General features: G+C 72.2%; 13 protein-coding genes. 8 read left to right on the top strand and 5 right to left on the bottom strand.

Annotated features, from left to right (window positions below; genetic code table 11):
• Window positions 1-19 precede the first annotated feature (19 nt).
• Entirely contained in the window at window positions 20-2,551 is a 2,532-nt protein-coding gene (locus D450_RS0118745; RefSeq protein ID WP_017540193.1) for a beta-glucosidase family protein, read from the top strand.
• A gap of 26 nt (window positions 2,552-2,577) precedes the next feature.
• Here D450_RS0118745 and D450_RS0118740 read toward each other — a convergent pair whose 3' ends face one another.
• Window positions 2,578-3,636, bottom strand: coding sequence for a LacI family DNA-binding transcriptional regulator (locus D450_RS0118740; RefSeq protein ID WP_017540192.1), 1,059 nt, complete (start codon window positions 3,634-3,636; stop codon window positions 2,578-2,580).
• A 239-nt stretch (window positions 3,637-3,875) separates the two neighbouring features.
• Here D450_RS0118740 and D450_RS0118735 point away from each other — a divergent pair, with 239 nt between their 5' ends.
• On the top strand, window positions 3,876-5,153 hold the full coding sequence (locus tag D450_RS0118735; protein WP_017540191.1) for an MFS transporter: 1,278 nt from the start codon (window positions 3,876-3,878) through the stop codon (window positions 5,151-5,153).
• Between the two features lie 38 nt (window positions 5,154-5,191).
• Window positions 5,192-5,887 carry an alpha/beta fold hydrolase gene (locus D450_RS0118730; protein WP_017540190.1) on the top strand — a complete coding sequence of 232 codons (696 nt, stop codon included), beginning with the start codon at window positions 5,192-5,194 and terminating at the stop codon, window positions 5,885-5,887.
• Between the two features lie 40 nt (window positions 5,888-5,927).
• Here the strand turns inward: D450_RS0118730 and D450_RS0118725 are convergent, their stop codons facing one another.
• Window positions 5,928-6,833: an FkbM family methyltransferase gene (locus D450_RS0118725; RefSeq protein WP_017540189.1), complete on the bottom strand. Its 906-nt coding sequence runs from the start codon at window positions 6,831-6,833 to the stop codon at window positions 5,928-5,930.
• Between the two features lie 292 nt (window positions 6,834-7,125).
• On the opposite strand from D450_RS0118725, the gene ychF reads away from it, so the two are divergent.
• On the top strand, window positions 7,126-8,220 hold the full coding sequence (gene ychF / locus D450_RS0118720) for a redox-regulated ATPase YchF (protein ID WP_026128642.1): 1,095 nt from the start codon (window positions 7,126-7,128) through the stop codon (window positions 8,218-8,220).
• A 99-nt stretch (window positions 8,221-8,319) separates the two neighbouring features.
• Here ychF and D450_RS0118715 read toward each other — a convergent pair whose 3' ends face one another.
• Window positions 8,320-8,730: a VOC family protein gene (locus tag D450_RS0118715; RefSeq protein WP_017540187.1), complete on the bottom strand. Its 411-nt coding sequence runs from the start codon at window positions 8,728-8,730 to the stop codon at window positions 8,320-8,322.
• 129 nt (window positions 8,731-8,859) lie between these two features.
• Here D450_RS0118715 and D450_RS0118710 point away from each other — a divergent pair, with 129 nt between their 5' ends.
• Entirely contained in the window at window positions 8,860-9,858 is a 999-nt protein-coding gene (locus tag D450_RS0118710) for a helix-turn-helix transcriptional regulator (protein WP_017540186.1), read from the top strand.
• Window positions 9,859-9,982: 124 nt separating this feature from the next.
• On the opposite strand, the gene D450_RS0118705 is transcribed toward D450_RS0118710, so the two are convergent.
• A complete protein-coding gene (locus D450_RS0118705) occupies window positions 9,983-10,648 on the bottom strand; it encodes a hypothetical protein (protein WP_017540185.1) in 666 nt (221 codons plus the stop codon).
• Window positions 10,649-11,083: 435 nt separating this feature from the next.
• Between D450_RS0118705 and D450_RS0118700 the strand changes: the two genes are divergently transcribed.
• From D450_RS0118700 to D450_RS0118690, 3 genes are all read left to right on the top strand, one after another.
• Window positions 11,084-12,052 carry a conjugal transfer protein gene (locus D450_RS0118700; RefSeq protein WP_017540184.1) on the top strand — a complete coding sequence of 323 codons (969 nt, stop codon included), beginning with the start codon at window positions 11,084-11,086 and terminating at the stop codon, window positions 12,050-12,052.
• 80 nt (window positions 12,053-12,132) lie between these two features.
• On the top strand, window positions 12,133-12,450 hold the full coding sequence (locus D450_RS0118695) for a hypothetical protein (protein ID WP_026124181.1): 318 nt from the start codon (window positions 12,133-12,135) through the stop codon (window positions 12,448-12,450).
• A gap of 12 nt (window positions 12,451-12,462) precedes the next feature.
• Window positions 12,463-17,715: a conjugal transfer protein gene (locus tag D450_RS0118690; RefSeq protein ID WP_026128641.1), complete on the top strand. Its 5,253-nt coding sequence runs from the start codon at window positions 12,463-12,465 to the stop codon at window positions 17,713-17,715.
• An 89-nt stretch (window positions 17,716-17,804) separates the two neighbouring features.
• Here D450_RS0118690 and D450_RS0118685 read toward each other — a convergent pair whose 3' ends face one another.
• Window positions 17,805-18,827, bottom strand: coding sequence for a type IV toxin-antitoxin system AbiEi family antitoxin (locus D450_RS0118685; protein WP_241483211.1), 1,023 nt, complete (start codon window positions 18,825-18,827; stop codon window positions 17,805-17,807).
• Window positions 18,828-18,854: the final 27 nt, after the last annotated feature.

Genomic DNA, 18,854 nt, shown 5'->3' with positions numbered 1-18,854 from the left:
CCCCGGGGGGGAACCCGCCATGCCCGCACCCGCACCGAACGGATCCGCAGCAGACGAGCGGCGGGAGCGCCGCGTCGACGAGGCGCTCGCCCGGCTCGACCTGGAGGGCAAGGTGCGCCTGCTCTCCGGTGCCACGGCGTGGGCGCTCGCCCCCGCCCCCGAGATCGGTCTGGGACGGCTGGTCATGTCCGACGGCCCGGTCGGCGTCCGCGGGGAGCGCTGGACGCCGGACGACCCGTCCGTCCAGCTGCCCAGCCCGACCGCGCTCGCCGCCACCTGGGACCCGGAACTGATCCGGCGCGCAGGCCGGCTGCTCGCCCAAGAGGCCCGCCGCAAGGGGGTGCACGTGCTCCTCGCCCCCACCGTCAACATGCACCGCAGCCCGCTCGGCGGCCGCCACTTCGAGTGCTATTCCGAGGACCCCCGCCTGACCGGGGTGATCGGCGCGGCCTACGTGCGCGGCGTTCAGGAAGGCGGCGTGGGGACCACCGTCAAGCACTTCGTCGCCAACGACGCCGAGACCGACCGCTTCACGGTCGACAACCGCGTCGGCGAGCGCGCGCTGCGCGAGATCTACCTGGCGCCCTTCGAGCACATCGTCGCCGAGGCCCGCCCCTGGGGTGTGATGGCCGCCTACAACAAGGTCAACGGCGCCACCATGACCGAGCACACGGAGCTCAACTCCGTCCTGCGCGACGAGTTCGGCTTCGACGGGTTCATCGTCTCGGACTGGACGGCCGCCCGGGACACGGTGCGCGATGCGCTCGCCGGTATGGACGCGGCGATGCCCGGCCCCCGCACCGTCTACGGTGAGCACCTGGTGGCCGCCGTCCGCGACGGCCGTGTGCCCGAATCCGCCGTAGACGCCATGGCGCGCCGCATGCTCACGCTCGCCGCGCGCGTGGGCCTGCTGGAGGGCGCCGACCCGGTCGTTCCGCGGTCCGAACTGCCCGAGCCTCTGGACGGCCGGTCCGTCGCCCGGGAGGTCGCCGCGCGCTCCTTCGTCCTTCTCCGCAATGAAGACCGCACCCTCCCGCTCGATGTCCGGGGCGGCGTCCGCAAGGTGGCACTGATCGGGCTCGCGGCCTCGGAGGCGCGCACGAGCGGGGGCGGAAGCGCAACCGTGTTCTCCGAGCGCACCATCACGCCCCTTGAAGGGCTGCGCGATGCCCTGCCCGACGGTGTGGAGCTCACCTACAGCGTGGGTGCCGACCCTCGCGAGCACCATCCGCCGATGCCCGGCCCCCTGACGGCCTCCTTCTACGATGCCGAGGACAGGTGTGTGGCGTCCGAAGCCCTCACCGACGGCACGGCGCGCTGGATCGGCGAGCTTCCGGAAGGCGCGGTCCCCGGGACCCTGGCGAAGGTCGTCGCCTCGGGGACCTTCACCCCGGGCACCTCAGGGGCGCACACCTTCGCCGTTGCGGGGGTCGGTCGGTTCGTCCTGAAGGTCGGTGGCGCCACGCTCTTTGACGGCACGATCGACCCCGAGGGCGGCGACCCCGCAACCGCCTTCCTCCACCCGCCCCGGAGGGAGGTCACCGTGGACCTCTCTGAAGGCGAGCAGGTCGAGGTCGAACTCTCCCATGCCACCACGGGCGCGCCGATGGGCGACTTCGCCTTCGTCGGGTTCAGCCTCGAACACGGCGACCCGATGGCGGACGGCGACACGCTGATCAACGAGGCGGTCGCCGCCGCGGCCGACGCCGACGTGGCGGTGGTCATCGCCGCCACCACCGAGGACGTGGAGTCCGAAGGGTTCGACCGCACCACGCTCGCGCTGCCCGGCCGCCAGGACGAGCTGGTGGCGCGCGTGGCCGAGGCCGCCCCGCGCACGGTCGCGGTGGTCAACGCGGGCTCGCCGGTGCTCATGCCCTGGCGCGACCGGGTCGACGCGGCGCTGCTCACCTGGTTCGGCGGGCAGGAGCTGGGGGCGGCCCTGGCCGACGTGCTGCTGGGGGAGCAGGAGCCCGGCGGTCGCCTGCCCACCACCTGGCCGGCCGAGGAGAAGGACGTGCCGGTCTGGGACGTCGCGCCGACCGACGGGATCCTGGACTACGACGAGGGCGTGTTCATCGGCTACCGCGCCTGGGAGCGCGCCGAGGCGGGCCCGGCGTTCTGGTTCGGCCACGGCCTGACCTACACCGACTGGTCCTACGACGGTGTCGAGGCCGAGCCCGATGCCGATCCCGAGGTCGCCCCCGAGGCCACGGGCGGCGGTGCCGGTCTGGCCCGGGTCCGTGTGAGCGTCACCAACACCGGGGAGCGCACCGGCCGCGAGGTCGTCCAGGTCTATCTGGCCCCGAAGGACCCCGGGGACCGCCCGGTCCGCTGGCTGGCCGGGTTCGCGACGGTCCAAGCGGGCCCGGGGGAGACCGCCGAGGCCCTGCTGGACATCCCCCGGCGCGCCGCGGAGACGTGGGACGAGCAGGCCCGCGCGTGGACCCTGGTCCCCGGCGCCTACGACGTCCTCGTCGGGCGCTCCTACGCGGACCTGAGGCTGTCGTCGGAAATCACGGTCGAAACGGTCGAAGGGAAGGGGAAGCGGTAACGCGGGGCCGGCCCGTGATCGCTGTTTCAGGACGGGCGGGGCGACCGGGACGACTGGGACTGGGACGACTGCGACGACGAGGACGACTCGCGGATGCGCAGCTCCGGCGTCCACAGGTTGAGGTCCTGTTCGGCCCTGTCCGCCCCCGCTATGAGGGAGACGAGGCGCTCAGCGGCCTCGGCGGGGGCGCATTCGGCCTTCAGAGCCACCGAGGTCAGCCGCGGCCTGAGCATCCCGCACAGGGGAAGGTCGTCGCCCCCTATCAGCCGGAGCCGGCCGGGCACGTCCACACCGGTGTCGATCAGCGCCGAGAGCAAGAGCCCCGCATGCTCGTCGTTGTAGCCGAACACCCCGTCGGGCAGGCCGTCCCGGAACCACTCCTGCACGATGCGGGAGGCGTCCTCGGGCGTCTCCCGCATCTCCGCGCGGCGCAGGGCCACTCCGGAGCCGGTCACGGCCGCCGCAACGCCCTCGGCACGCGCCTCGCCCATCTCCTTGAGGGCGGGCTCGGCAGGCACCACGGCCACGACGTCGCGGCACCCCTGCTCCGCCAGATGCCGACCGGCCACCGTTCCCATCCCCCGATGGTCCAGGACCAGCGTGGGAAGGTCGGGGTCGGCCTTCCCCCCGGAGGCCACCAGCACCGTCCCCGAGCGCCGCATCAGGTCCTTGGCCGCCCGCGTGAGGCGGTGTCCCTCGGCGATCACGGCCGCGGGGCGGAGCCGCGCCCACCGGCGGGCGGCGTTCACCCCTCGCGAGGCCCCGTCGCCGTGCAGGACCAGCGTGAAACCGCGGTCCTGCAGCTCGTCGGCCAGCCCGGCCAGGAAGCGCGCCGCCAGGGGGCCGAGCGTGACCGCCGGCATCGCATAGACGACCAGGTCGCTCCGGCCCGTGCGCAGCGAGCGCGCGCTTGCGTGCGGTACGTACCCCATCTCCTCGGCGGCCTCGGAGACCCGGCGGCGGGTGGCCTCGGGGATCCGCGCTCCCGGGGTGTCGTTGAGGACGTACGACACCGTGGCCGTGGACACCCCGGCGTGCCGGGCGATGTCGGTGATGGTCGGTGGTCGGGGGCGGGTCGCGCTCATCGCGTCCATTCTGCCGTGCCGAACCGCGCCCGGAGTGCGGACGGCCGTTCGACGGGCGCGCGGTCGGCTCGCGGTCGGCGTGCGGGGGCGAGCGAGAAGGGCATGCGGGGCGAACAACAATCCGCCGAACACCCGTTGACGCCCGGGCTGCGCTCGCCTAGGTTAAACGTGTAATCAGCGCACGACCTGGGGGGATGTGCCGATCCATCGCCGTGTCCGCCGTGCGAAGGAGACCCCCTGTGTCCCTGCCCAGCCCCTCCAGCACCCCGGCCCCCGCACGCCGCCCCTGGGGCCGCCGCGGCCTCTCCCGGTTCCTCGCCCTCTACGCCACCGCCAACCTGGCCCTGTACGCCATGTACCTCGGCGTGGTCGGCATCCTGCTGCCGGTCCAGGTGGAGGCCTTCGACCCGGCCGCCAAAGAGGTCAACCTCGCCGTGGTCACCGGGGTCAGCGCCGTCTTCGCCACCCTGTTCAACCCCATCGGGGGCATGCTCTCGGACCGCACCCGCACCCGCTGGGGGCGCCGCAACCCCTGGCTGATCGGGGGCTCCCTCGGCGCCGTGGCCTTCCTCGCCGTCATGGGGCTGTCCCCGGCGCTGTGGCTCCTGGCGGTGGGCTGGTGCGCCGCCCAGGCCATGGGCAACGTCTACCAGGCCGCCATCACCGCGACCGTCCCCGACCGGGTCCCGGCCGAGCGGCGCGGCAGCGCCTCGGCCGTCATGGGCATCGCCCAGTCGGTGGGCATGGTCGCCGGCAGCGTGGTCGCCGCCCGCTTCGTCGGCCGGCTCGAACTGGGCTACATCCTGCTGGGCGCGGCCATCGTGGTGGTCGCGGTGCTGTTCACCGCCCTGACCCACGACCCGCGCGGCGCCGAGCTCCCGCCCCGCGCGGCCGCCGGCCCCAACCCGCTGCTCGCCCAGGTCAGAGGCTTCGGCACCGCCCTGCGCAGTCCCGACTTCACCTGGGCGTTCACCAGCCGCGCGCTCATGATGATGGGCTTCTTCGCGATCCTGGGCTACCAGGTCTACATCCTGTCCGACTACATCGAGCTGCCCGGCGGTCTGGCCCCCACCGACGCGGTCCCCCTGCTCACCCTGGCCAACACCGCGCTGACCGTGGCCTGCACGGCGGTCATCGGCCCGCTGTCGGACCGGATGGGCCGGCGCAAGCCGTTCGTGCTCATCGCCGGCCTGATCGCGGCGGCGGGCACCCTGGTGCCGGTCTTCGTCCCCACCTTCGCGGGGATCCTCGTCTGGGCGACCATCGCCGGGGCCGCGTTCGGGGTCTTCATGGCCGCCGACCACGCCATCGTCACCCTGGTGCTGCCCGCCGGCTCCGACGCCGCCCGCGACCTGGGCGTGCTCAACATCGCCAACGCCGGCCCCCAGATCATCGCCCCGTTCGTGGCGGGCGGGATCGTCGTGCTCTTCGGCGGCTACCTGTACCTGTTCATCGTCGGCGCGGTCCTGTCCCTGCTCGGGGCGCTGGCCATCACCCGCGTCAAGACCGTCGCCTGACCGGCGGCGCCGCCCACCACCGGAAGGGGGCCACCACCATGCGGCTCAACGTGCACACCAGCGGCGGGGGCGACCGGACCGCGCTCCTCGTCCACGGCGCCATGTCCGACCACCGGACCTGGCACGCGGTCGAGGACGCGCTCCTGGCCCGCGGGTACCGCGTCGTCGCCCCCGACATGCGCGGGCACGGCCGGAGCCCGCGCGGTGCCTACACCCCCGAGCTGCTCGCCCGGGACCTGGCCGAGAACCTGCCCCAGGGTGCCGAGGTGGCGATCGGCCACTCGATGGGCGGGCTGGCACTGTCGCTGGCCGTGGAGCGCCTGGGGCCGCGGCGCGCCGTCTACTACGACCCGGGGTGGCTGTTCACCGCGGTCCGCGACGGCGACATCGCGGCGATGCGGAAGATGGTCGCCACCGCCGACGCCGAGGCGATCGCCGCGGCCAACCCCCGTTGGAGCCCGGACGACGTGAAGGCCGAGGCGGCGGGCTTCGCCCTCTTCGACCCCGACTTCTTCACCATGATCACCGACTGCGCGGGGCAGGACCTCCTCCCCGCCCGTCCGGTGGTGCCCTCGCTGGTGCAGCTGGCCGACCCCAGCTTCACCATCTCCCCTGAGGCGGCCGAGGAGCTGAAGGAACGGGGCTTCGAGGTGCGCGTGGTCGCGGGGACCGGGCACTGCAGTCACCGCGATGATTTCGACGCCTACATGGCGAGCCTCGACGGCTGGATCTGACCCCCTGAGAGCCGATTCCACCGGGCCGCCGTCGACACCGTCACCCGCACTCGTCGATGGCGGCCCGCCACGCCTGGGCGCTGCGCCACAGCCCCTCAGGGGCGGGCGTGGGGGCGAACAGCCACATCCCGCCGCGTTTGGAGGCGCCGCTCTCAGAGATCGACGGCCGCGGTTCGTAGGGAGGTCTGCCGGAGATCCGGTACCAGTGGTAGTCCAGCGGCTCCAGGAGGGCCGTGAGGCGGTGGCCGATACCGTGCCCGGGGCGCACCTCGCACAGCACCCAGGGGCGGAAGCGCCGCAGGACCTCCAGCCCGCCGGAGATGACGTCGGGCTCGGACGCGCACGCGGAGATCTTCACGACCGACGGCAGGACCCCGGCCTCCTCCCGCCAGTGCGACAGCGGCCGCACCGGCACGACCACCCTGCCTCTCGCATGGCCCGCGGCGGGCAGCAGCGAGTTGGACGCGTCGTCGGGGGAGAGGCGCAGCAGGCCGGTTCCGCTGTGGTTGCTCAGCGCCAGGTCCACGACCTCCACGCCCAGCCCGTTGTCGGCGGCGATGGCGCGCGCCGCGCGCGCGGCCCGCGGGGCGGGTTCGAAGGCGATCACCCTGCGCCGGGTGCGGGCCGCTGCCAGGGCCGCGTACACGCCCACGTTGGCGCCCACATCGAGCACGGCGCCTGGGCGGGCATGCTCCAGGACCGCGAGGAAGCAGGCCAGGGCCTCGGGCCGGTAGCCGGGCAACCCGCGCGCATGCAGGCGCCCGGGGGTCCACAGGTCGCCCGGCGCGCGCACCGACAGGGCGTCGGGGCCGGTGCGGGGTGCCCCGGCGCGTCGCGGCAGCCGCAGCTCGAACCGGCGCACCCGGGGCGGGACGTGCTCGGGATCGATGCCGCCGAGGCTGACCGGGAGCCGGATCCGGATCCTGCGGGTGGCGTGGCGCACCACGGGATGGCGTTGAACGAACGCTCGAACCTGTCCGGCAACCATGGTCGATCCCCCCAGTCGATGTGGTCGGCGCACAGCGCGCAGCCGAGACGCACCCCTGCCCAGGATGCGTGCGGCTGAACACGAACGTACTGCGCGGCGTTCCTGCGCGCAGGGCATTTCATCCGAAGATCGGTGTCCTGTAACCGAAAAGTCCCCCATCGCCGCCAGAGGGCGCGGCGGGACCCGGAGGGGGCGTTCCGGGTGGTCGAACGGCGAGTCCACGCTCCCGGCGCAACTAGACTCGGTGTCCGTGAGTCTGTCTATCGGGATCGTCGGGCTGCCCAACGTCGGCAAGTCCACCCTCTTCAACGCGCTGACCAAGAACGATGCTCTGGCCGCGAACTACCCGTTCGCGACCATCGAGCCCAACGTCGGTGTCGTGGGTGTGCCCGACCCACGGCTCGTCAAGCTCGCCGAGATCTTCGACTCCGCGAAGACGATCCCGGCCACGGTCGACTTCGTCGACATCGCCGGCATCGTGCGCGGGGCCTCGGAGGGGGAGGGGCTGGGCAACCAGTTCCTCGCCAACATCCGGGAGAGCGACGCCATCTGCCAGGTGATCCGTGCCTTCGACGACCCGGACGTCACCCATGTCGACGGCGGCATCGAACCCTCGCGGGACATCGAGACGATCAACACCGAGCTGATCCTCGCCGACATGCAGACGCTGGAGAAGGCGCTGCCGCGCTTGGAGAAGGACGCCAAGCGCAACGCCAAGGACAAGGGCGCCCAGGCGGCCCTGGAGGCGGCGCGTGCGGCGCAGGCGGTGCTCGACTCGGGCAAGGGCCTGTCGGTGGGCGCCGCCGAGGGCGGCGTGGACCTGGCGGCCATCCGCGAGCTGAACCTGCTGACGGTCAAGCCGTTCCTCTACGTGTTCAACCTCGACAGCGACGAGCTCGCCGACGAGACCCTGCGCGCCAAGCTCTCGGAGCTGGTCGCCCCGGCCGAGGCCATCTTCCTCGACGCCAAGATCGAGGCGGAGCTGGCCGAGCTCGACGACGACGAGGCCGCCGAACTGCTGGAGTCCATGGGCCAGTCCGAGGCCGGCCTCTCCCAGCTGGCGCGGGTGGGCTTCTCCACCCTCGGCCTGCAGACCTACCTGACCGCGGGCCCGAAGGAGGCCCGCGCCTGGACCATCAAGAAGGGCGCCACGGCCCCTGAGGCGGCCGGTGTCATCCACACCGACTTCCAGCGCGGCTTCATCAAGGCCGAGGTGGTCTCCTACGACGACCTCGTCGAGGCCGGCACCATGCAGGCCGCCCGCTCGGCCGGCAAGGTCCGCATGGAGGGCAAGGACTACGTGATGTCCGACGGAGACGTCGTGGAGTTCCGCTTCAACGTGTAGCCGGTTCCGCTTGAGCGCCGTTTGTCCGCTCAGGACGACGGCCGCCCGCTCGAAGGGGGCGCGCTGCTGGGATGCGTGCGCGCCCCCTTAATTCATGCCCTAGTCCCGGGGCCGGTCGGCGAATCGGGCCCGGGCCTCCTCGCCGGTCGGTGTGAAGAAGTTGACCAGGTTGCCGTCCGGGTCCCGGACGAGGAGCGAACGGTTCCCCCACGGCATGTCCGTCGGCTCCTTGACGATCACGTCGACGACGCTCCTCAGCGCCTCGTAGGTCCCGTCGACGTCATCGACCAGGAAGTCCAGGACGACGCTGCGGTTGGCATGCGCCTCGGCGACGTCGTCCCCGAGCAGCGGCACCGTCGCGGAGTCGGCGATCGCGAGGGCGCCGGACGGGGTGCGCAGTTCGGCGAACATCGGGTGCAGGCGCGCGGCGCTGATCCCCGTGGCCTTCTCATAGAACGTGACCAGCGTGTCCACGTCGTCGGTGATGATCCGGGTGGCTGCCAGCTGCATTGCTGATGCTCCATTTCTCCTCGTGGTGAGTGGGCCGGGGTGTGCGCGCGGCTCGCGGCCGCGGATCGGACCGGCGGATCGGACCGTACGCGCCCTACCGGGCGGAAACCGCCCGGTTTCAAAGAAAGGATGGTCGTCGTGGCTGATCCGACCGCGCGTACATTGCAGCTGCTGGAGTTGCTGCAGTCCTCATACCAGCGCACCGTCGCCGAGCTGGCCGAGCGCCTCGCCGTCGACGAACGGACGGTTCGCCGGGACGTGGCGCGACTGATCGAGGCCGGGGTGCACGTCGAGTCCCTGCGGGGCAGGTACGGCGGCTACCGGCTCGCGCCCGGCCGGCGCGTCCTTCCGGTCGTGTTCAGCGGTGAGGAAGCGGTGGCGGTCTTCCTCGGGCTCGCTCACGCGCAGGCGGCGTCAGGGGAGCCGGAGCTCGCCGTGCAGACCGCTCTGTCCAAGGTCAAGCGAGCGATGCGGCCCGATGATGCGGAGCGGATCGACGCCGTACTCGGGACGGTCACGCGCGGTGCACGGCACGGGGACGTCGTCCCCGACCCCGCCGTGATGCTCGCCCTCGCTGAGGCCGTGCGCCTTCGGAGCGTCGTGGACCTGCGGTATCGCAACCGTGAGGGCGTTCCGTCGCGGCGGAGGGTCCACCCCTACGGCTTGCTCGCGTACGCGGGCCGCTGGTACCTCGTCGCGCTCGACGCGGAGAAGTCGGAGGAGCGCGCGTTCCGTGTCGACCGGGTCCGTGCCGCTCGCCCGCTCTCGGAGACCTTCGATGCACCACGGCGCCCTGACGCGGCGGCCTGGCTCGTCGAGCACTTCGCCGATGCGGACTACCGCTGGCGGATCCTGCTTCGCATCCGAGCGACCGAGGAGCACATCCGCGCGCATCTCCCGCCCAGCGTCGCTCGGATCGAGCGACTTGACCGTACGGCGGAAGAGGCGGGCGAATCCGGCCCGCCCCTGCATCGGGCCGAGATCCATGCCGAGAGCCTCGACTGGATCCCCGCCGTCATTGCGGCCCTTGATTGCGAGGTGGTGATCGACCGCCCCGACGAGCTTCGCGACCGGGTGAAAGGCGCAGCGGCGAGGATGCTTCGTGCGGCATCCGTTGAAGAACGGTGACCGACCCGGGCATGAGTCGGAGAGCGCCCTGACCGTCGTGTTGTGCGGTCCTTGAGTGCGTGGCCCGCGCGCCCGTGGCGCTCACCTGGAGAGCGCGCCGAAGCCCGGCAGCGCGGCCGGACCGCTAACCGGCCCCCGTTGCGGGGCGGGGGGCGTCCGGGGTGAGTCCGCACTGCCGGGCGAGGGCCGTGGCCGGGGCGGTATCGTCCACGCCGCACGTGGCCAGGAACGCCTCAAGGGAAGCGGGGGTGAGAGCGCCGGTGGCCGCCGCCCCCAAGACCTCTGCGACCGACTCCGGCGACGGGGCGCCGATGCACCCGTACCGAAGCAGGCCTTCGGGCGTGCCCATGCTCCCCACGACGCACAGCCCGTCGTCGATGTCCCCGGGGTACTCGGTGCGCCCCCACGAGCCATCGATCCACCAGTAGAGGAACGACGGCTCCCAATGGCCCCCCTCAGTGCGGTCGAGAAGGTCGCGCAGCCGAGTGAGCGGGAGCCGGTCCGGTGCGCCGGCCAGCTTGTCGACCAGGCCTTGGTACTGCTGGCAGCGGTATCCGAGCGGCTCGTTTCCGGTGAGCACCGCCGTGTGCTCGTCGATCCAGGCCAGACGCCACCACGTCCCGTCCTCAGGGTCCATCATCACCCCCTCGGCATCCAGGACGAAGAGGGAGGGGCCGGCCCGTTCGGGGGCCGCCGCGGCGATCGCCGCCCCCAGGACCCCGTGGGCCCACAGCATCGGTGCCGAAGGCAGGTCCTCCGGCTGCGCGGGGTGGTGGATCGGGGCCGTCATGGCGCTCTCCTCATCGTTGGCCGTCCGGCCTCCGATGCCCCGGAGGGGGATCCGGTTCCACCCGTGTCTGCGGTGCCACGGCCCCGGGGCGCCAGTCGGGCGCGGCGCGGGCAAGACCGCCGAACGTCACATTCCTGTTGCCGAACAGGCACCTCGCCGTTTCCGGTCGGACCGCAATTACCCCATTGACCTCGGCATCCTTCGTGGTTCGATGTGATTCGACCAGGTACGGGGGTATTGGCGGTTCGACATGCCGGGTACATCGTGCGGTTGGTGAAGAAACACGGACGGGTAATGGCGACCGAGATCCTGAACAATGCATCACCATAGGTATGGGGTAGACAGGGCTCGGCAGGAGCCGGGGTGCCGCTGTGCCCGGGGACGGTCCGTGTCCGGTGGAGCGGAGTCCGCCGAAGGAGAGTTGGGGGAGGCGTGATGGCTCGCAGGTCGACCGCACGGAGCGGCGGTGCCCCCGAAGCCGCCGATGCGGCCGACGACGTGCGCGGGGGCGCGGGGCGCCTGAGGCGGCCCAGGGCCGGCTCGGGCGGCCGCTGGTGGGTCTGGGTCGGCCGCGCCGTCCTGTGGGCCTTCATCATCGTCGTGCTCTTCAACGGCGTCTGGCACCCCCTGCGGGAGGGCATCGCCACGCCTTCCTCCGAGGACGCCGAACCGCAGCCGGAGGAGCCCGAGTACCCCGAGGCCGCCGCCGCCGCCTTCGCCGCCCGCTTCGCCGAGCACTACCTGAACGCCGCCGATGACGGCGGCGAGACCGCGCGCGCCGAGGCGATCGCCGAGTTCGTCCCCGAAGGCGACGCCGACTCCTTCAACGTCCCCGCCGGATCGCTCTCCGGCTCCGAGATCCAGGTCGTCACCGTCACCCCGGAGGACGACGCCAACGCGGTCGTCACCCTCAGCGCCCGGGTCAACGGCGCTCCCATGAGCCTCGACGTCCCCGTCTACGCCGAAGACCCCTCCTCGCTCGTGGTCTCCGGCCCCCCGGCCCTGCTGGCCGCCCCCGACAAGGCCGAACTGCCCGAGGCGTCCGGAAGCGAGTCCGACCCCCGGGCCGAGGAAGAGCTGCAGCCGGTGCTGACCTCCTTCTTCGAGGCCTATGCCGAGACCCCGGAGCACCTGTCGCGCTACCTGGAGGACGGCGCGTCCGTGGCCCAGCTCCCGCAGGGATCCCTGGAGTTCGGGCAACTCGAGGACGTGGCGGTACCCGTCCGCTCCGAGGTGGGGGAGGATGATGTACGCCAGGCCACGGCGACCGTGGAGTGGCGGATCCCCGGAGCGGGCGACGAGTCCGCGTCCCTCACGCAGAGCTACCGGATCACCGTCGTCCGCTCGGACGGCGAGTGGTACGTGCGCGACATCCAGGGGGCTCCCCAGTCCTTCGGCCGCTGAGGCGGCACCACGGGGTTCCGAGACAAGGAGATCGAAGGCCATGCAGTTCAGACGTGAGGCACGGGAGGACGGCGACTGACATGCTCCCCCTGTTTTCCAGTGTCGTGCACGCGGTGTCGGACACGGCCGGGGCGATCGTGCTCGCGGCGGCCGACGCCCCGCCCGAGGACTCCCTGGACACCCAGGGCCTCGCGGAATGGCTCCGGGGATTCTTCGGGCCGCTGTTCCTGGTGATCGTGTCGGTCGTCGCGATCTTCTTCCTCTTCACGCGAGAGATTACCCGATTTGTCCAATTTGTTCTACTTGCGATCTTTATTGGGATCGTTTTCTACGTCCCCCAGATCATCGAGGTGACGGCGACCGCCCTTGCGCGCGCCGTGGGCGTTCCCGTCGAGTAGGAGGCCCAGCGGATGGACCTGCCCACGTACACCAACATCTGGCGCATCGAGAAGCGGCTGTACAAGCTGTACGACTTCCGGCTCCCGCAGCCGCTCTCGGTCGTCACACTCGGTGTGTTCCTGGGCGTCCTGGCCTTCTGGATCCTTCTGCTGCGCCTCGTCCAGATGCCGTGGGACACCCCCTGGCATGTGGTGTGGATCGTCCCGCCCGGAGTCATCACCTTCCTGGCCACGCGGCCGGTCATCGAGGGCAAGCGGCTGACCGAGCTGCTGCTGTCGCAGATCCGGTTCCTGGCCGAGGCGCGTGTGTACACGCGGCTGGCCCCCGAGCACGAGCCCGCCGAGGTCCGGGTCGAGGTGCGGGTGTGGCACCGCGACCCGGACCTCCCGCTGCCGAGCGTGAGCAAGGCCCGCTCTAAGAGCCTCGCCAAGCGCGAGTCCAAGAGGTCCACGAGCGCGGTGGCCGGCAAGGCCGCACCGGAGCCGCTGGGCCTGGCCCCCGCTTCTGAGGGCGCCGGGGTTCCCGCCCAAGGCGAACTCGTCTCCGAGTCGGTCGCTCTCCTTCCGGAAGGGGAGGAGACGGCGGGGCGGCCGAACGATAACGAGGAGAAGGCGGCCGCGGGATCCGTCCGTGCAAAGCGCGGGCCGGAGCCGCTCAAGCTCGGTCGCGGCAAGCCCGCCGCCGAACCCCCCGAGCCCGAAAGACAGCCCTTCGAGGAGCCTGAAGAGGCCGAAGAGACCTACGAGGAGGCTCGCGACGAGAGCGGAGCGTTCGCAGAAGCATCGGTCGACGCGGCGCCGAAGCCCGAAGCGCCCGCCGTTCCCGTCGCAGGCGATGCCGCCGAGCCGACCGTCGACAGCGGCGTAGGGCGCGTCGTTGAGCGCGTCGAGCGAATTGAGCCAGTCGAGCGAAGCATCTCCCAGGACGCCCCCGAGCCCGAGCCGCTCCCCGAGGAGCCGGAGCCCCTGCCGGTCGAGCGGGTGCGCGCCGAGGCCCCGAAGGCCGCGGCGCCCGAACCGCTCTTCGACAAGCCTGCCCGAGGGACGGCGGACGCTGCGAACGCAGTAGGGACTGGCAAGGCGAGGGAAGCCCGGTCGGCCCCGAGCGCCCCCAAGCGCGGCCTCGGCATCAAGGTCCTCAACTACTTCGGTTTCGCGCTCGACAAGGCCCAGCCCCGGACGCCTGAGGCCTCTGCAGGGGGCAAGGGGAGTGCGGCCTCCTCCGACGACACCGTCGGCGTCAACGGGGTCAACGGTGGGAACGGCACCGAAGGCTTCGACGGGGTCGACGGTTTCGACGAGTCGGTGTCGGTCACCCGCCCGACGTCCCTGGAGCGTGCGCAGAGCACCGACCGTGCACGCGAACGGGATCGACTTCGGCGGGAGAACGAGGAGTGGCTCAAGGCGTACCGCTCCTCCGACGAGGGCGCTTCGGCTTCGGAACTCGAAGACGACGCCGAGTCGGGCGTCGTAGAGGCCGCCTCGTTCGCTGAAGAGGACACTCGCAGGCCCGACCCTGAGGCCCGCCGTCGCGCCGAGGAGATGATGGCGGCCCCGGCCCCTGCGGAACCGCATGCGGGCTCTGACTCCCTTCTCGAGGCCGCCGACGATGGCGAGGGCGATCACGAGGTCGCCGAGGCCGTCGCGACGGCAGGGGAGCCTGAGCGGGACGAGAGCGCCCACCGCCGCCTGCGGGGCCGTATCCAGGGCAAGCAGGTGGAGCGCCGCTTGGCGCGGGAGCGGGAGCGCGTGGCGCCCCCGCCCGCCCGGGAACAGGGGCAGGCGACCGGCGCGCCGGCGACCCCGGAGGAGGCCGCCGAACAGGCGGTGGACACGAACGCCCGGCGCCCGCACGCCGCTCCGTGGGAGCTTCCCGAACACGGCGGCGCACAGCAGCGCACCGAACCCGTCGAGCACACCGAGAACGCCGAGCAAACTGAGCAAACAGAGCACGTCGATCGCGCTGCTCGGACCGAACGCGACGCTGCCGAGTCGGGAGATGCTCCCCGCAAGAGCGCGCAGGCAGAGCAGATCGAGGTCCTCGATCGCCACCTGGAGCGCCTGGAGGAGCAGGAGCGGTCCGCCGACCCCGTCCCGCCGCAGCCGGCGTTCGCCGAGTCCGAAGCGGCCGAGGGCCGTCGGCGCCGCCGCGAGGGCTGGTTCTCCGAAGACCTAGAGGCCTCCAGGGATACTCAGGACGCCACGGCTCGGGCGCAGGGCGCGGCCCTCGGCGCCGGCGTCGACGTCGGCACCGATGCCGAAGCCTGGACCGAGCCGGTCCCCGCTGAGCCCGCTCCGTCGAAGGACGCCAAGCCGGGCCTTCAGTTGGACCACGGCACGGGCGATCACGAGAGCTTCGCCGCGACGGCCGGTGCGTCCTCCGCTAAGGCGGGCCGCCCGGACGGCTCGGGCAGCTCTGACAGCCCCGACAGCTTCGACAGCGCTGACAGCTCGGACGACGCGCCCTGGGCGGACAAGGGCACGGAAACCGCGACGTCCAAGGAGCCGTCCAGCGCACACCCTCGAAGCCAGAGCGTCTCCCCCAAGCCTGCGACCGAGCTGGACCACGGGACCGGCGACCACGAGAGCTTCGCCGCCACCGTTGCGCCCGCCGGGACGGAGAACGAGGCGAAGGAGGCCGGGAAGGCGGAGAAGACCTCTCCGGCTGCCGAGGCGGACGTGAACGAGGCGGCCGCGTCGGCGCCCGTGACGGAGCAGGGCGGACCTGCCGCCCCTGCCGCGGCCTCCACCCCGGCTGCCGGCGCCGCCAAGCCGGCCACCGAGCTGGACCACGGCACAGGCGATCACGAAAGCTTCGCTGCCACGACCGCTTCAGGCGGGGCCAGCGAAGGCGTCGAGCGGTCCGCCGCCCCCGGCTCCGGTGGGGCCACCGAGAAGGCGGCGCGAGGCACAGGGGAAGCCGAGCCGGTTCGCGCGTCCCAGGAGGCCCGGCCCGAGCAGGCCGAGGAGCCCGCCCCGGCTCGGCCCGCCCCCGCCAAGCCGGTGTCGGAGCTGGACCACGGGACCGGTGACCATGAGAGCTTCGCCGCCACCGTTGCCCCTGCTGAAGAGACGTCCTCGCAGGAGCGTTCGGAAGAGGCTGCCGGTCGAGCAGCGGCGTCCGGTCAGAGCGCTTCTGTGAAGGACGGGTCCGGCTCGCAAGCGGCCGACCGCACCGCGTACAACGAAGTCGCCGCCGGGAAGCGCACTGCTGTTTCTGAGGAAACGGCCGACCCGGACGCCGCGTCGGACAGTGTTCCGTCTCAAAAGGACGGTGGCCGCCGCGCAGAGCAGCCTCTCGCTGAGGAGGCACCGCAGGGCGTCGCTGACCGTTCCGCCACCGGAAAGCCGGTCGGTCCTGCGCGCACGGACACGCCCGGTGACGCCGGCCGGGCCCGGCCGGAGACCCCGGAGACCGAGGCGTCGAGGACTCCGGCGCGAACCGAAGCCGAGACGCCCACGCCCGCACCGGTCAAGCCCGTCACCGAGCTGGACCACGGTACCGGCGAGCACGAGAGCTTCTCCGCCACCGTCCCCGGGGGAGAGGGCCACCGCGCCACCGAGGACGAGCTGAGCGCCGCGGAATCGGCCGCGCTGCGCACGCGCCAGGCCGGCGCCACCACCGGCCGCGCCGTGCCCTCTGAGCGTCCGGTGCGCCCGGTGCGGCGCACAGAGCAGCGGCCGGAGCGCCCGACACAGCCCGACCAGGCAGACCAGACCGACGAGCCCCTGGCCTCTGAGTCCCCGGAGCGGTCGAAGCGGCTGTCCCGGTCGATGAGGAGCAACCCGACGGACGCCCAGCGCGCGCTGCGCCGTCCACCGAAGCACTCCACCCCGCACGACCCCGCCGCGAACGGCACCGACAAGGCCGGGAAGAGCGACAAGCCCGAGAAAGCCGAGGGCGTCGGCGCGCCCGAGAAGGGCCCGGAGGAGGCCGCGAGCCCTAAGGCCGCCGAGGCTGCGCAGTCCGGGACCGGCAGCTCCGGCAACACGTCCGACAACACATCCGGCAAGACCACCGCCACCCGCAGCGCACTGTCCGAGCGCCCCTCGGAACAGCGGCCCGAAAACCAGCCCGCCGGCTCCGGCGCCGCGCCGTCCGACGACAACGGGGTCTTCAGTAAAGTCGCGGAGAACGCCCGGCGCCTCAACAGCCTCTTCGGCCAGGAGGGACGCCAGGGCGGGACGTCCTCCTCGCGGTCCGACGGCGAGGTCGTCGAGCTCACGCCCGACGGGTCCGGGGCCGCGAACGGTTCCGCCGGCTCCGGGGACGACCCCGAGGACAAGCCCGAGCTCCAGCTCGACCACGGCACCGGCGAGCAGCGGCGCCTGACCGCGGCGGACCGCGCCCGTGCCGCCGCAGAGGCGTCCGGGCCCGACACCGGCGCCACCCGCGGCTGGCGCCGGCTGGCCCGGGTCGTCACCGGCGGCTCCAACGCCCCCAAGCACGAACTGCCCGCGGGGGACGTCGCCCGCCTGCGCATGGACCTCGGCGGGCCGCGCAGCGTGGTCGTCCTCGGCTGCACCGGCGGCGCGGGGCAGACCATCACCGCGCTCATGCTCGGCCACACCCTGGCCTCCTACCGGGACGGGCGGATCGTCGCCGTCGACGTCAACCCGGGCGTCAACGGCATGTCCCGAAGAATCCGCAGCCGGACACCGGAGACGCTCACCTCCCTGCTCGCCAACGCCGAATCGGTCGACGGGTACACGGCCATGCGCCGCTACACCTCCCAGACCGACACCGGCCTGGAGGTGGTCTCCACCCTCGACGACCCCTACGTCCAGACGCTCGACGACCGCGACTACGCCGGTCTGACCGAGCTCCTGGCCTCCCACTACGAGGTGGCGCTCCTGGACCCGGCGGCCACGGGCGTCGCACGCGCGCTGCCCACCGCCGACGGTCTGGTCCTCGTGGCGCCGGCCAGCGCCGACGCCGCGCGCTCGGTCGCCATGACCTTCGAGTGGCTGGACGGCCACGGGTACGCCGCCCTGCGTTCCCGCTCGGTCGTGGTCATCAACGGCGTCAGCAAGCGCAGCCTCAGCGACGTCGACGAGGCCGAGCAGGTGGCCCGCGGGCGCTGCCGCGCCATCGTCCGCGTGCCCTGGGACGACCACGTGGCCCAGGGGAAGCTCGGGGACACCGGCAGCCTCCGCTCCAGCACCCGCCGCGCCCACTCCGCGCTCGGCGGCGTGCTCATGCACGCCATGTCCCCGGCGGGGCAGCAGCCGTCGAACCGCGCCCCTTCGGAGGCGCGCCGATGACCCGCCTCCCCGCAATCGCCGCCCCCCTCCTCGTTGATCTCGGGAAAAACGACCCTAAAACCGCGCTCGTAGGGTCTAATTTCCCGAGATCAACGAGGGGGTGGTTGGTAGGTGTAGGGGAGTCGGCGCTGCGGGGGATGATGCGACGGGGAGTCGCGTTCGGCCGCCTCTCGAGCGAGGCGCAAGCGTTCGGCCGTCTCGCGCTGTACGCGTGCCGCCTGTCGCGGGTGGTAGTCGCCTACCACGACTCCCTGTCGCCGCAGGCGCGCCTTCACATCGGCCATCGCCGAAGGCAGGACGGTGTCGCGGGTCTTCGAGGTCACGACGTAGAGCCGGACGCCTTGGTCCCGGATGAGCTGCCAGCGTTCAACGTCCTCATGCCTGCGGTCCTTGTGTACCTCGCCGTCGTATTCGATGGCGACGAGTGTCTCCCCCCGGTCGAACACATAGCACAGGTCGAGCCGTGCGCGCCGTCTCCTGCCCGTGCCGATGCCGATCTCGTACTGCAGCTCCGGCACGGGGAGCCCGGCTCCGACCAGATCCATCAGCAGGCGCGACTCTTCGGGCGATTCCGCCTCTGGGTGAGCGAACTCGGCGACGGCGGCCGCCCTCCTGACGCCACGCCAGCGGTAGAAACGTTCGCGGGCGACATAGGACCGAAACTGCACGGGGGTGAACAGGGGACCATGGGCCTGTGCCTGGTCCCGCCCGACCGAGAGCAGGGCGTTCAGTGCCGCCACGTTCTCGCGCAGGTCTCCGGAGCTGGGCGTCCTCCGGGCGGGGGCGGTCGACCGCGTCAGGTCGAAGGCGGTCCGCAATGGAGCGGTGACCGGGATGCCGAACATCCTGGTCACGTCCTCTGTGAGCAGTTCGGCGTGGGTGACCTTGACAGGAAGGTTGCGGATCCGGATCGGGTGTACCTCGATGTCGCGCGGGACGATGACGGGTACGGGATCGGTGTCGCGCCGATAGTCGGCGCCGTGCAGCAGTGCGGCTGCGGATCCTCCGACCACAGCGCCGGAAGGCAGCACAAGCGTGAGCGCGTGCAGCAGCGTGTGGAGGGAATCCGGTCGAGTGGACACGTGGGTGTAAACACCGCTTCCCAGCCACATCCAGGATGTGCCGCGAAGCTGACGTGG

It is taken from the genome of Nocardiopsis halophila DSM 44494, from assembly GCF_000341245.1.
Lineage (GTDB): Bacteria > Actinomycetota > Actinomycetes > Streptosporangiales > Streptosporangiaceae > Nocardiopsis_A > Nocardiopsis_A halophila.
This window is presented reverse-complemented; position numbering and strand designations above follow the sequence as displayed.